The following is a 13,300-nucleotide window of genomic DNA, read 5'->3' on the forward strand; positions in this document are numbered from 1 at the left end:
CCCCGCGCGGCTGAAGCCAGCCGGGGCGGCAGGGGTGCGAGGTCGGGGCGACCTCAATTCGGGATGGCGAAAACCGTCAGTTGCCCGCCCAACTGGGTGTAGTCGCTCAGGCTGGAGTAGGCCCCGACCGCCCCGAGGCCCTCGGTGGGTTCGGTCAGCCCAGCGGCCATCCCGATTCCCGCCCAACCGCCGAGACCGGAGAGAACGGCGATGTACTGCTTGCCGTTGTGCGTGTAGGTATTGACGTTGCCGATGATGCCGGAGGGCGTCTTGAAGCGATACAGCTCCTCGCCGGTCTTGGCATCGACGGCTTTGAGATACCCCTCCAGCGTGCCGTAGAAGACGACGTCCCCGGCCGTCGCGAGCGCCCCGCTCCACACCGAGAACTTCTCCGGAATCGTCCACTTGATCTCGCCCTTCACCGCATCCCAAGCGATGAAGTTACCCAGGTGATCCTTCCCCTCGGGCGGGAACATCGACAGCGTCGCCCCGACATAGGGCTGCCCCGCTACGTAGGAGACCTGGAATGGCTCGTAGTCCATGCAGACATGGTTGGTAGGGACATAGAACATCCCGGTCCGCGGCGAGTAGGATGCCGGCTGCTGATCCTTGGTGCCCAAGGCTGCGGGGCAAATGCCCTTGGTGTTGACGTCCTCGCCGTTCGCGGCCGGGGAGAATTCCGCGACCACTTGCGGGCGACCGGTGTCCATATCGATATGGGTAGCCCAGTTTACGACCGGGTCGAACTTCTCCGCGACCAGCAACTCGCCGGTCAAGCGATCCATCGTATAGGCGAAGCCGTTGCGGTCGAAGTGCACCAGCAATTTGCGCATTACGCCGTCGATCTCTTTCTCGACCAGCAGCATCTCGTTGACACCGTCGTAGTCCCATTCGTCGTGCGGTGTCATCTGATAGACCCATTTGGCCATCCCGGTGTCGGCATCACGCGCGAAAATGGTCATCGACCAGCGATTGTCACCCGGTCGCTGATTGGGATTCCAGGTGCTCGGGTTGCCCGTGCCGTAATAGACGAGATTCAGCTCCGGATCGTACGAGTACCAGCCCCAGGTCGTGCCCCCGCCGATTTTCCACTGGTCACCTTCCCAGGTCGCGGTACCCGAGTCCTTGCCGACCGGCTTACCCAGATGCGTCGTCTTCTCGGGATCCATCAGCGTATCCGAGTCCGGACCCATCGAGTAGCCGCGCCACACTTGCGCTCCGTCGGCCGTGTTGTAGGCGGTGAGATAGCCGCGCACACCGAACTCGCCCCCGCTGATGCCGACGTAGACCTTGTCCTTTACCACCATCGGGGCTGCGGTACCGGTTGCCCCCTTGGTCGGATCCCCGTTCACCACCGACCAGAGCTTGGTGCCGGTCTTCGCATCCAGGGCTACCAGGGTCGTGTCTGCCTGATAGAGAAAGATCTTGCCCTCCGCATAGGCCAATCCGCGATTGACCGTATCGCAGCACATGACCGGGATCACACTGGTGTCCTGGCGCGGCTCGTACTTCCAGAGAATCTTGCCGTCGTTGTTGAGATCGAGTGCAAAGACCTTGTTGGGGAACGGCGTGTGCACGTACATTACATCGCCCAACACTAAAGGACCGCCCTCGTGGCCTCTCAACACACCGGTGGAGAAGGTCCAGGCGACCTGAAGGTCCTTCGCGTTCACCGCATTGATCTGGTCAAGCGCACTGTAACGCGTGCTTGCGTAGTTGCCGTTTTGCATCACCCAGATATTCGGGTCGTTCTGAAGCTCGGTTAAACTCGCCTGAGCGAAATCACTGGCGACGGCCAGCTGCGGTTTGGCAGTCGGCGCAGCCGCCGAGCCATCTCCGGCCGGGGTTGGCGCGGTCGCCGCAACAGCCGCAGCGGGCGGTGCGGCTGCATCCGTACGTTGCTGACCAGCCCTGTCCCCGACGTAATAGACGAGTCCTGCAGCGACGACCACCAAAACAATTTGATTCTTCATGAGTGTCATGAGCCTCAAGACCTCCTCGATCGGGATGTGTTATGGATTGCAAATACCTTTCCGGCGCAACCTCACGAATTTATCTCCAATGTATCCGTGCGAGCTAAGGATCGGCACTGTCGATATACGGATCGCTCGACTCAATTCCGGCCGCCTGCTGATGCACCACGGTCCGACGGTTCGATATACCGAATCGGGCGAGCTGCAATCGTCGGTTTGCCCTTGGTTGGCTGACATCCGATGCCATATCAGCAACTGTTATGCCATAATAGATTGAGCTGAACAGCGCCGAGAGGCTCGGCACGGTTTCGGATCCGGGCGATGAGTGCATGTCTCGCAGAGCAGCCCAGAGCACTTGGCGGGGCAAGGCATCGCAACGCGTATTCGAGAGCGAATCGTCAAGGATGGCCATGGGCGTTCGCTAGAGGTGCCTTCTTCGGGCAGAACCGAGATCTCTCGCGGTGCGCCGATGTGCTCACGTGGCGTGTCATACCTGTATCACCGATGGAGCACACTGTCGGTCTCGGTCACGGGAGTCTCGGCCATGAATCCGCTTTATCTACCGATCGAGCCCTACGCGATCCATCATCTAGATGTCGGTGCGGGGCATCGCCTGCATGTGGAGGAGTGCGGCTGCCCCGAGGGCATCCCGGTGATCTTTCTGCATGGAGGGCCTGGTTCGGGGTGTCGAGCGGATCACCGCCGCTATTTCGACCCCGGGCACTATCGCATCCTGCTTTTCGATCAGCGCGGCAGCGGGCGCTCGACCCCGGCCGGCTCAAGCGACCACAACGAGACCGCCCACCTGATCGAGGACATGGAGCGGATTCGGACGGGGCTGAAGGTCGATCGCTGGTTGCTGTTCGGCGGGTCATGGGGCGCGGCCTTGGCGCTCCTCTACGCGCAGACCTACCCCACCGAGGTCTTGGGGCTCGTCCTGCGGGGCACTTTCCTGGCCAGACAACGCGATCTGGACTGGTTCTTCGGACCGGACGGCGTCGCTCGCCTGTTGCCGGATGCCTGGCAAGCGTTTCTCGCTCGGATCCCGGCCGGGGAGCAGCAAGATCCGATCGGGGCCTATGCTCGACGCCTGCACGGACCGGACAATGCCGTCGCGATCGAGTATGCACTGGCCTGGGCAGCCTGGGGCGATCGTGTCGTCACCTGGAACCGGTCCGCTGTGTCGGCGGGCACGGACACCGCCCGCATCCTGGCGCAGGCACGCATCGAGTCACGCTACGCCCGGCATCTTTACTTTCTAGCCGACAACGCCGTTTTGGAAGCGGCTGCGCGGTTGCCGGCCGTGCCCCTCGTCATCGTGCACGGCGCTCGGGATTTGGTTTGTCCCCTCGAAGGGGCTTGGGCTTTACATCGGGCCGTTCCCGGCTCACGACTCCGAGTGGTCGAGGAGGCCGGTCACCCGGCCTCGGACCCTGCAATCATCGACGCCTTGGTCTCCGAGACCGACCGATTTCACACACGTCCCGCGTCGGCGTGAATGGACTCGCGCATCACTCCGGCCGAACCTAGGGGTGGCTCTCGATCCGTCGCTTGGAGTTGCGCATGTTGCGGAAGACCAGCGGCACGGTATTCCCCGACGGGGCATCGGCGATCGCCTGAACCCGACGCCCAAGTTCGGCATGATGGGGTGATTTGGCGCAGACCGGGTCTGCGTTGGCGGCATCGCCGGTCAAGAGATAGGCCTGGCAGCGGCAGCCGCCGAAGTCCTTGGTCTGCTCCGGGCAGCTCCTGCATGGCTCCTTCATCCAATCGAATCCTCGGAACCGATTGAAGTCGGGCGACGCGTTCCAGATCCATTCGATGCCATGCTCGCGAACATTCGGAAAGCTGAGTCCCGGAAGGCTTCCCGCCGCGTGGCAAGGCAGCGCGGTCCCGTCCGGGGCGATCGTCAAAAAGATGGATCCCCAACCCTTCATACATGCCTTGGGTCGATCCTCGTAATAGTCGGGGACGACGTAAAGAATCTTGATGCGGCCCGCGAACTCTTGCTGGTAACGATGCGCAACGGCCTCGGCGCGCTCCACCTGCTCCCGGGTCGGCAGCAACTGGTCACGGTTCAGCAGTGCCCATCCATAGTACTGGGTCGTCGCCAATTCGACGTAATCGGCCTTGAGGGCGTAGGCCATGTCGAGGATCTCCGCCACCTGGTCGGTGTTGTGCCGGTGCAGCACGAAACAAAGCACCATCGGATAGTCGTAGGCCTTGACGAGCCGGGCCATCTCCCTCTTGTGATGGAAGGAATCGTTTCCGGCGATGAAATCGTTGAGCTCCGCGTTGCTCGCCTGGAAGCTGATCTGGATATGATCGAGGCCGGCATCCTTGAACGCACGGATGCGCCGTTCGTCCATACCGATCCCGGAGGTCAGCAGGTTGGTGTAGAAGCCCAGCGCGTGGGCCTCGGCGATCAGGATCTCCAGATCCTTGCGGACCAACGCCTCCACGCCCGAGAAACCAAGCTGAACCGCCCCGAGCGCGCGTGCCTCGCTAAAGACCCGAACCCACTCCTCCGTGGTCAGCTCGTCGCGATAGCGGGCGATGTCTACCGGGTTGGAGCAGTAGGGACACTGTAGCGGACAGCGGTAGGTCAGCTCGGCCAGCAACCACAGCGGCCTAGGCGGAGCGAGGCTTGATCCACTGGTTCTCATGAGCGACCCTCAAAAAGGTGTAGACGTCGTCGGGAAGGCTCTCGACGCCGGGGAACCACACGCAGAGGTCATCGATGATCTGCGCGACCGTTCGCGTGCCGTCGCAGCGCTTGAGGATCTCGCCGGCCGGGCCGTTGAGCCTGACCATGCCTTCCGGATAAAGAAGTACGTGACAACCCTGGGCCTCCTCCCACTGGAGCCTGAACATCGGCATGATGCGCGGGACAGCGTCGGCGTCGAGCGCCGTGCTCATGGACGCTCACCGACGTTGTGATACGGCGGGCGCTTGGCGATATAGGCGATCCACATGACGTCGAGCATGGTCCAGAGGACGTCGAGCTTGAATTGGAGCACCTCGAGCGCCCGTTCCTGATCGGCGCGGGTGCGGTAATAGTCCAGCGTGATGGCGAGGCCTTGCTCGACATCGCGACGCGCCTCAGTCAAGCGCTTGCGGAAATAGGCGTAACCTCGGGGCTCGATCCAGGGGTAATGCGTCGGCCAGGCGTCCAGCCGCGCCTGATGGATCGTGGGCGCGAACATTTCGGTCAGCGAAGAGCTGGCGGCGACCTGCCAGGGTTGGCGGCGTGCAAAGTCCACGTAGGCATCGACGGCGAACTTCACCCCCGGCAGCAGATGCGTGTGAGACACCAGCTCCGCGCGGCTCAAACCCACCGCCTCGCCGAGTTCCAGCCAGGCTTCGATACCGCCCTCGTCACCCGCGGTTCCGTCGTGGTCGATGATGCGCTGGACCCAGTGGCGACGGATCTCGCGATCGGGACAGTTGGCGAGGATAGCGGCATCCTTCATCGGAATGGCGGTTTGGTAGTAGAAGCGATTGGCGACCCAGCCTTGGATCACCGACTGCTCGACCTGCCCGCTGTTCATCAGGACGTGGAGCTCATGATGGATATGGTAGTAGCGCTCCTTGTCGCGCAAGCGTTGCTCGAACTCCTGCCGTGACCAGGGGATGTCAGTCGCATTGCTCATAGGCGCTCCTCGATCGCTAGAGCTCGATGTCCATTCCGTCGTAGGCCACTTCGATCCCTGCTTGTTCGAGGGTGCGGCGCTCGGGCGATGTCTCATCGAGGATCGGATTGGTGTTGTTGATATGGATGAGGATCTTGCGCGTGCAGTCCAGGCGGCTCAGATGTTCGATCAGACCGCCGCTGCTCGCCTGCGCGAGGTGGCCCATGTCGAGACCGCGTTTGTCACCGATGCCGCCCCGGATCATCTCGTCGTCGGTCCAGAGCGTCCCGTCGATCAAGAGACAATCCGCGGCTTCCATCTCCCTGAGGATCTGCGGGTCGATGCTGCCGAGACCCGGCGCGTAGAAGAGTCTCCCGCCGGTTGCCGAGTCGCGGATCCGCACCCCGATGTTGTCGCCAGGGACGGTGTTGTGGCGATGCGGCGAGAAGGGCGGTGCCTCGCTCTTCAGGGGCACTGCACCGAAAACAAGCCCCTCGGACCCGGGGATGACGAAATCCCCTCCATGCGGAACGATCTCATGCCAAATGACCCCGCGGAAATGCGACAGGACGGTGAAGACCGGGAAGCCCGTCGTCAGGTCCTCATAAACCGCCTCGGTGCAGTAGACATCCCAGGGCGCGGTGTGCTCGCGGAGCATCAGGAGGCCCGTGGTGTGATCGATTTGGGCGTCGACCAGTAGGATGGCACGGATGGCCGTGTCCCGGACCCGGCGCGCAGGCTGCAGGGCCGGAAATGACTCGAGCTGGGATCGGATATCGGGGGAGGCATTGAGGAGGATCCAGTCGTGCCCGTTCGCACTGACGGCGATGGACGACTGGGTCCGGGCGTGTGCCGCGATCCGGCCGCTGCGCACCCCGGCACAGTTGCGACAGTTGCAGTTCCACTGCGGGAAACCGCCCCCCGCCCCGGAACCCAAGACGCGAATTTTCATTTAGCGTAGTCGACTCAAGGGGCAGCGGATCCGTGGCGATTGAAGATCCGCCCCCTCGGCGGCAACCGCTGCCGAGGGCGATCCGACCCGAGGGCCTACCGATTGTTGATGTAGAGGTTGATTTCGAAGCCCAGACGTAAGTCTTCGTAAGCAGGGGTTGTCCAGATCATCGCGAATTGCTCCTCGTCGCTGTTGGGTCGGGTGAATGTCGGTTCGACTGGCCTCGACCTCGTCGGTCTGCCGGTCACGCGCGCCTCAGGCGTCGGAGGTCGCGACAAGGAACTACGCAAAAAACGAGCCAGTCTTGGCGAACTCATCGCACGGACCGCTCTCCGTACAGCTCCGCGCGACCCCGCCCGCACAAGCTCGGGCACCGCCTCGCCGACAGGTCGCTCTGTGTCATCGTTGAAACAGTCTGCTCAATGTCTGCGCCATCGGGAGAAGCCGACTTGATTGACCCGGGCACCCCGGAGGGAAACAGTCTTCGCGAAGCCAACTTTAGGCCGCAGGCCTCCCATGTTTCGTTCGTCCGCAGGGGCGTTTGACTCGAGCGGCCCGACCCGGCATTGGGAGGCTAGTCGTATTTCAGATACTTGAAGCGAGGATCGTCCGGTGTGCCCTCCAACGCACTGCCGGCCTCCGGCCGCCAAGTGATTATTTCCTCGATCTTACGGGCCAGCTCGAAGTCTTTGTCGGTCACGCCCTTCGCCGAGTGGGTGACCAGTTTGACGATGACGAAGGCATAGGACACGGTCAGGTCCGGGTGGTGCCAAGCCGCCTCCGCCAAGTGGCCGACGGCATTAACGACCATCAGCGTGCTTTTCCACCCGGCGGTACGGTATTTGCGCCGCAGCCAGCCGTCCTCCAAATACCAGTGGGGGAGCTCGGTCGCGATGCGCTCGCGAATCTCTTCCTCGCGATAAGTCTTCTCGTCGGACATGAATGATGCCTCCGTTGACATCGGGCGAAGCCTCGGCCTCAGTCCGCGGGCTCTGCGGACACCAGCAGATCCCGCACCGCTCTGACGATCTCCTCGACCGGCAGACCGTAGGGGAGGATGCGAGCGAGACGGCCCTCGGGATTCAAAACATAGATAGAAGCGGAATGATCCAGCGTGTAATGCCCCCCCGCCCCCTCGTCCACGAAGGCGTAGCGCACACCGAAAAGCTCGGCGACCTCTCGGAGTCGCTCGGCAGATCCGGTGAGGGCGATCAATCGTGGGTGGAAGAAGCCCGCGTAATCGCGCAGCCGCGACGAGGTGTCGCGCCCCGGATCGAGCGAGACGAAAAGTGGCTGCACACGCTCGGACTGGTCGCCGAGTCGACGCAGCGCCTCTGCGATCATGGCCAGTGTCGTAGGACAGATATCCGGGCAGAAGGCGTAGCCGAAAGTCAAGATCACGACCCTGCCGCGCGCGTCGGCCAAAGCGAAAGGCGCCTCATGCTGATCGATCAAGGTAAAGTCCCCGCCCAGAGGTCCCGCCGATACATCCTCTGCGTCGATCATGAGCAGGACGACCAAGGCCGCAAGCGTTCGTGATAGGGACATCGTTGGTTCCTCCAGCCAATGGATCGAGGCAAACCTCGTGCCGGCAGGCATGACGCCTCCATACCGATTGCAGCATACAGTCGCCGATGCGCGCCTCCGGGCGCCTTGAGATCGACGGGGTAGCACGTCCGGCGCGCGACTGCCGGACACCGGTGTCTCGGAAACGGAACAGGCTACGGACCCAACGCATTCAATTGAACCGACGGATCACGAATTCGCGCGAGCAGAGTTCGGGCCGCTTCGGCACTCAGGCATGGCGCGATAGTTGCGCGGCGGTTCTTTATAACGGGATCGTCCAGCGCCGAATGGCGATCGATCGGATCGCGGCCTCGCGAAACGACCCCGACAAAGAACTAGAAGAAACGTCTGGAGGTAAGAACGATGTCGTACACCACTCTCCGATACCGCGGCACGAGCACCCTGATTATCCTCGGCATCTTAAGCGCAGGACTCGTCGGCCTGGCTCAGGCCGACGAGACGTGTGTCTCGCCCTACTCGCCGAAGATCCTCGGCCAGGAAGACGTCGCCTATGTCTGGACCCTCGGGGTCGAAGGAATCGGCGATGAGCAGGACAAGCTGGTCACGGTCGATACCAACCCCGATTCCACGAACTTCGGTCAGGTCATCCATACGGTGTCGGTGGGCGGGCGCAACGAGGCGCACCACTCCGGCTACACGGATGATCGACGCCACCTCTGGGCCGGCGGGCTCGACACCAGCAAGATCTTCATCTTCGACGTCCACTCCGATCCGGCAGCCCCGAAGCTCGAAAAGGTTGTCGAGGATTTCGTGAAGGCCAGCGGCGGTGTCGTGGGTCCGCACAGCTTCTTCGCCTTGCCCGGACGCATGATGATCTCCGGCCTCTCCAACAACGCCGACCATGGCGGACGCACCGCACTGGTGGAGTACACCAACGATGGAGAGTACGTGGAGACCTATTGGCTGCCGACCGACGACAATCTGCAAGGCGCCGAGAAGACCGGCAACTATGCCGACGGCTACGGCTACGACGTGCGCTTCCTACCGGCCAAGAACATCATGGTGACGACCTCCTTCACGGGGTGGTCGAACTACATGATGGATTTCGGCAAGATGCTGACCGACGAGGAGGCGATGAAACGCTTCGGCAACACGGCCGTGGTGTGGGACCTGCACAAGCGCCAGCCCCTCAAGGTCTTCGATGTCCCGGGGGCGCCGTTGGAGATTCGTTGTGCCTGGGGCAACAACTACTGCTTCACGACCACTGCCTTGACCTCCAAGATCTGGCTGATTTACGAGCATCGAGAGCAGGGCTGGACCGCCAAGGAGGTCGGCACCATCGGGGACCCCTCGCAGATACCCTTGCCTGTGGCCTTCTCCATCAGCTCCGATGACCGTTTCCTCTGGGTCAATACGTTCATGGATGGCTCGACTCGCCTGTTCGACGTGTCCAATCCCTTCGAGGCCAAGCTCGTCGAGACCTTCAAGATCGGCTCTCAGGTCAACATGGTCTCGCAGAGTTGGGACGGCACGCGGCTGTACTTCAGCTCCTCGCTGCTGGGCAACTGGGACAAGAAGGACGACCAAGACGAGCAGTTCCTGAAGATGTACCGATGGGACGGCGAGAAGCTGAGCAAGGGCTTCGAGATCGATTTCTACGAGCAGAAACTCGGCCGCGCACACCTGATCACCTTGAATGCACGCGCGCTGTTCGACGGCAATATGGCCTCTGTCCCGGCCATGACCGGCGCCCTCGCGGCGACAAGGTCCGACGATTGAGTCGAGCGTGCCGGGCCGGGCATCGCGTCGGCGCCCGCCGAGCGGGCGCCGTCGACCGGGGCCGGGCAACTCCATGAGCTCGCGATGCCTCCGCGCCCTGACCTTGGCGGTGCTGTCGGGCCTCGTCTGCCTCGATGGCTCCGCCGGGTCTCCGGCGACCCTCGACACCGAGAGGGTGCCGAGTGCACCGCCCAGGCCCCAGGTCTTGGCGCCGGGCTACGCCAACCTGCGATTCGCACCACCGGAGCCGGGCGCCTATCGGCTGCCCGTGATCAGCCGAGCGGCGGACGGCGGCCTGCTCGACACCGAAGGCGAGCCGGTTCGTCTACACGACATCTACGACGGCCGTTACGTCATCCTGAGCTTCATCTACAGCTCCTGCAGCGATGTCAACGGCTGCCCCTTGGCGACTTACGTCCTCTATCGGCTGTTCCAGAGGATCGCGCGGGATCCCGCGCTGGCCGAGCAGGTGCGACTGCTGACCTTGAGCTTCGACCCCGTGCACGACACCCCCGAGGTGATGCGGCTCTACGGCGCGGGCTTCATCGGACAGGGCGCGGAGTGGGTCTTCCTCACGGCCGAATCCGAGGCCGCGCTCGACCCGATCCTCGCGAGCTATGGGCAGTCCGTGACCCGGATGCCCGGGGGCGGATCCGGCGAGGTCATCTCGCACGTGCTGCGCGTCTTTCTGATCGATCGGGAGAAACGAGTGCGCAACATCTACAGCACATCGTTTCTGCATCCGGATCTGGTCCTGGCGGACCTGCAGACCCTCGTTCTCGAAGCCCGCGAGGGCACAGCCCCTCGACCGCAAGACCCCGCCGTCGAGTCCCCGCGGACCCGTGAGCTGCTGATGCAGACCCGCCATCCACCCCTTGGTCTACCCCCCTTACCCGCGCCGCCGCAGACCTCCGGAAACACGGGGCTCACCGCGGCCAAGATCGATCTGGGGCGTCGTCTGTTCTTCGATCGCCGACTGTCCGCCAACGGCACACTCTCCTGTGCCATGTGTCACATCCCGACACAGGGGTACACCAACCACGCCATGTCGCGGGCCGTCGGCATCGGCGGACGCTCGCTGCGGCGCAACGCCTCGAGCCTCTACAACGTCGGTCATGTCGACCCGCTCTTCCCCGACGGTCGCGAGCGCTTCCTCGAGAGTCTGACCTGGCAGGAGCTGCTCGACCTGAACCGCATGGGGAATCGGTCCGTCGCCATGGTCTTGGACGAGATCCAATCCGCGTCGGACTATCGCGGGCTCTTCGAGGCGGCCTTCGACGGTCGGCCCGCGGGGCTCGAGACCCTCGGCGAAGCGATGGCGACCTATCTGCGCACGCTGGTCTCCGGTCAATCACCGTTCGATCGTTGGTACTACGGCGGGGAGCTCGGCGCCCTGGATGCGTCGGCCGAGCGCGGCTTCGAACTCTTCACGGGCCGGGCCGGATGTGCCGACTGCCATCGGCTCGGCGATGACCATGCGCTCTTCACGGACCAGCGTCTCCACAATACGGGGATCGGCTGGGCTCACTCGATGCAGCCGCAGCCACGCCGACGGACCCTGGAGATCGTGCCCGGCGTGCGGATCGAGGTGGACCTGCAGGCCGTCGCCGGGACCGAGGAGCGCCCTTACAACGACCTAGGACACTACGAGGTGACGCAGGACCCCGTCGATCGCTGGCGATTCCGCACCCCGAGCCTGCGCAATGTCTCGGTGACCGCCCCCTATATGCACGACGGCAGCCTGACGGACCTCGACGCGGTCGTGGCCTACTACGACCGCGGCGGCCATCCCCACCCCGAGTTGGACGAGCGGATCCGACCGCTCGGTCTCTCGGCGCAGGACCGGGCGGATCTGGTGGCCTTTCTGCATGCCCTGGAAGGCGACAATCTCGCCCTGATCGAGGCCGACGCCGCTGTCGCGCCGATCGGGATGCCCGCCGGTCGCAGAAGCGATTGAGCCGGGCGCATCGGGCCATCGCAGAACGCCTTGAAAAAGCTCAAAGGCTCCACTTGAGCGCCAAGGTTCTCAAGGGTTGGAATCCGACTCACTACTTGCGGGCAGAGTGAACCAAAAAATGCCTTCGACCCGTTGTTGTTCCGTGCCCCATCGACGCCTTTTCGGATCCGGTTTCAGGGGCTAGCGTGATGGGAAGGACTCGGAACCCCCGGCCATCGATCTGCCGATCAGCCGTGCTCGCGGCCGCTCTCCTCTGCGCGCCCGGGGCCATCGCAGTCGTCGATGGCCCCGGCGATGACCGGACCGGCTACGAACGGCCCGATTACCAAACCCGCTCGCGCGCACTCGCGGCGCGGGTCGGCGTGGAGGCGGATCTCTCGGCACGGGTCCGAACCCCTCCATTGGGCCTGCCCCCCGTGCCCGAGCCGGCCGACAACCCACTCACCGCGCAGAAGATCGCATTGGGCCGCAAGCTCTTCTTCGACCGCCGGCTCTCGCTGAACGGGACCCAATCCTGCGCCATCTGCCATATCCCGGAGCAGGGATTCACGAGCAACGAGCTGGCAACCGCGGTGGGTCTCGAGGGACGCGACGTCGGCCGCAATACCCCCACGCTCTACAACGTCGCCTATCGGCGCGTCCTCTTCCACGACGGGCGCGAGCGCACCCTGGAGCACCAGGCCTGGCAGCCCATGATCAACCCGCTGGAGATGGCGAATCCATCGATCGGTCACGTCCTCGCGCGCCTGCGCGACCTTCCCGACTATGCAGGGCTCTTCGAGCTCGCCTTGGATGGCCGTCCGGCCACCATGGACGGTGTCGGCATGGCGCTCGCGAGTTACCAACGGACCTTGGTCTCCGCCGATTCGCCCTTCGATCGCTGGTATTTCGGCGGCGACGCGGACGCCCTGAGCAAGAGCGCACAGCGTGGCTTCGCCCTTTTTACGGGCGACGCCGGCTGCCACGCCTGTCATATCGTCGGCGAGGATCATGCACTCTTCACCGATGACGGTCTGCACAACACGGGGACGGGGTATGCCCGTGACATGGCGCCGACGCATGCCTCGGCGCCCCGTCCGGTGACCCTGGCCCCCGGCGTCTTCGGAACCCTGTCGCCGGCGGCCCTGGCCTCGGTGTCGCGGCCGGGCCGAAGTCACGATCTCGGGCGCTATCACATCACCGGCGATCCTGCCGACCGCTGGCGATTCCGCACACCGAGCCTACGCAATGTCACCCTCACGGCGCCCTATATGCACGACGGCTCGCTGCGCACCTTGGCCGAGGTGGTGGATTTCTATGACCGGGGCGGCGAGCCCAATCCGCTGCAGGATCCACGTCTCCGCCCCCTCGGGCTGACGCCCGAGGCACGGTCCGATCTGGTCGCCTTCCTCGAATCATTGACGGGCGAGTACCGGACCCTGGTCCTGGATGCCTTCGCGGCGCCGATCGGCGAGGCGGGGGGACGATGATCCCGCATCCG

Annotated in this window: 13 protein-coding genes; 4 read left to right on the forward strand and 9 right to left on the reverse strand. The window is 63.7% G+C overall.

Annotated features, from left to right (window positions below):
- Positions 1–53: 53 nt before the first annotated feature.
- On the reverse strand, positions 54–1,982 hold the full coding sequence (locus BDD21_RS22765; protein ID WP_281269165.1) for a methanol/ethanol family PQQ-dependent dehydrogenase: 1,929 nt from the start codon (positions 1,980–1,982) through the stop codon (positions 54–56).
- Positions 1,983–2,076: 94 nt separating this feature from the next.
- Positions 2,077–2,385: a hypothetical protein gene (locus tag BDD21_RS27610; RefSeq protein ID WP_147431201.1), complete on the reverse strand. Its 309-nt coding sequence runs from the start codon at positions 2,383–2,385 to the stop codon at positions 2,077–2,079.
- Positions 2,386–2,517: 132 nt separating this feature from the next.
- On the opposite strand from BDD21_RS27610, the gene pip reads away from it, so the two are divergent.
- On the forward strand, positions 2,518–3,471 hold the full coding sequence (gene pip / locus BDD21_RS22770) for a prolyl aminopeptidase (RefSeq protein ID WP_120799113.1): 954 nt from the start codon (positions 2,518–2,520) through the stop codon (positions 3,469–3,471).
- A gap of 28 nt (positions 3,472–3,499) precedes the next feature.
- On the opposite strand, the gene pqqE is transcribed toward pip, so the two are convergent.
- The 7 genes from pqqE to BDD21_RS22805 all read right to left on the reverse strand — a co-directional run bounded on the left by pqqE (position 3,500) and on the right by BDD21_RS22805 (position 8,105).
- The gene (pqqE, locus tag BDD21_RS22775; RefSeq protein ID WP_120799114.1) at positions 3,500–4,639 is read right to left on the reverse strand and encodes a pyrroloquinoline quinone biosynthesis protein PqqE; all 1,140 of its coding nucleotides are present in this window, start codon (positions 4,637–4,639) and stop codon (positions 3,500–3,502) included.
- Positions 4,605–4,892, reverse strand: coding sequence for a pyrroloquinoline quinone biosynthesis peptide chaperone PqqD (gene pqqD / locus BDD21_RS22780; protein ID WP_120799115.1), 288 nt, complete (start codon positions 4,890–4,892; stop codon positions 4,605–4,607). The genes pqqE and pqqD overlap by 35 nt, the downstream gene beginning before the upstream one ends.
- On the reverse strand, positions 4,889–5,626 hold the full coding sequence (gene pqqC, locus BDD21_RS22785) for a pyrroloquinoline-quinone synthase PqqC (RefSeq protein WP_120799116.1): 738 nt from the start codon (positions 5,624–5,626) through the stop codon (positions 4,889–4,891). The genes pqqD and pqqC overlap by 4 nt, the downstream gene beginning before the upstream one ends.
- 16 nt (positions 5,627–5,642) lie before the next feature.
- Positions 5,643–6,557, reverse strand: coding sequence for a pyrroloquinoline quinone biosynthesis protein PqqB (gene pqqB, locus BDD21_RS22790; protein WP_120799117.1), 915 nt, complete (start codon positions 6,555–6,557; stop codon positions 5,643–5,645).
- Positions 6,558–6,652: 95 nt separating this feature from the next.
- Positions 6,653–6,874 (reverse strand): pyrroloquinoline quinone precursor peptide PqqA, encoded by a 222-nt coding sequence (gene pqqA / locus BDD21_RS29295; RefSeq protein ID WP_425470268.1) that lies wholly within the window; start codon positions 6,872–6,874, stop codon positions 6,653–6,655.
- 257 nt (positions 6,875–7,131) lie between these two features.
- Entirely contained in the window at positions 7,132–7,497 is a 366-nt protein-coding gene (locus BDD21_RS22800; RefSeq protein ID WP_120799118.1) for a 4a-hydroxytetrahydrobiopterin dehydratase, read from the reverse strand.
- 38 nt (positions 7,498–7,535) lie between these two features.
- Positions 7,536–8,105, reverse strand: coding sequence for an SCO family protein (locus BDD21_RS22805; RefSeq protein WP_170164869.1), 570 nt, complete (start codon positions 8,103–8,105; stop codon positions 7,536–7,538).
- Positions 8,106–8,486: 381 nt separating this feature from the next.
- Here BDD21_RS22805 and mtoX point away from each other — a divergent pair, with 381 nt between their 5' ends.
- The 3 genes from mtoX (at position 8,487) to BDD21_RS22820 (ending at position 13,289) form a co-directional block, all read left to right on the forward strand.
- Positions 8,487–9,863, forward strand: a complete 1,377-nt coding sequence (gene mtoX / locus BDD21_RS22810) for a methanethiol oxidase (RefSeq protein WP_120799120.1) — start codon at positions 8,487–8,489, stop codon at positions 9,861–9,863.
- Between the two features lie 73 nt (positions 9,864–9,936).
- On the forward strand, positions 9,937–11,820 hold the full coding sequence (locus BDD21_RS22815; protein ID WP_120799121.1) for a cytochrome c peroxidase: 1,884 nt from the start codon (positions 9,937–9,939) through the stop codon (positions 11,818–11,820).
- Positions 11,821–12,053: 233 nt separating this feature from the next.
- Entirely contained in the window at positions 12,054–13,289 is a 1,236-nt protein-coding gene (locus BDD21_RS22820; protein ID WP_245969754.1) for a cytochrome-c peroxidase, read from the forward strand.
- Positions 13,290–13,300: the final 11 nt, after the last annotated feature.

Source organism: Thiocapsa rosea (assembly GCF_003634315.1).
Lineage (GTDB): Bacteria > Pseudomonadota > Gammaproteobacteria > Chromatiales > Chromatiaceae > Thiocapsa > Thiocapsa rosea.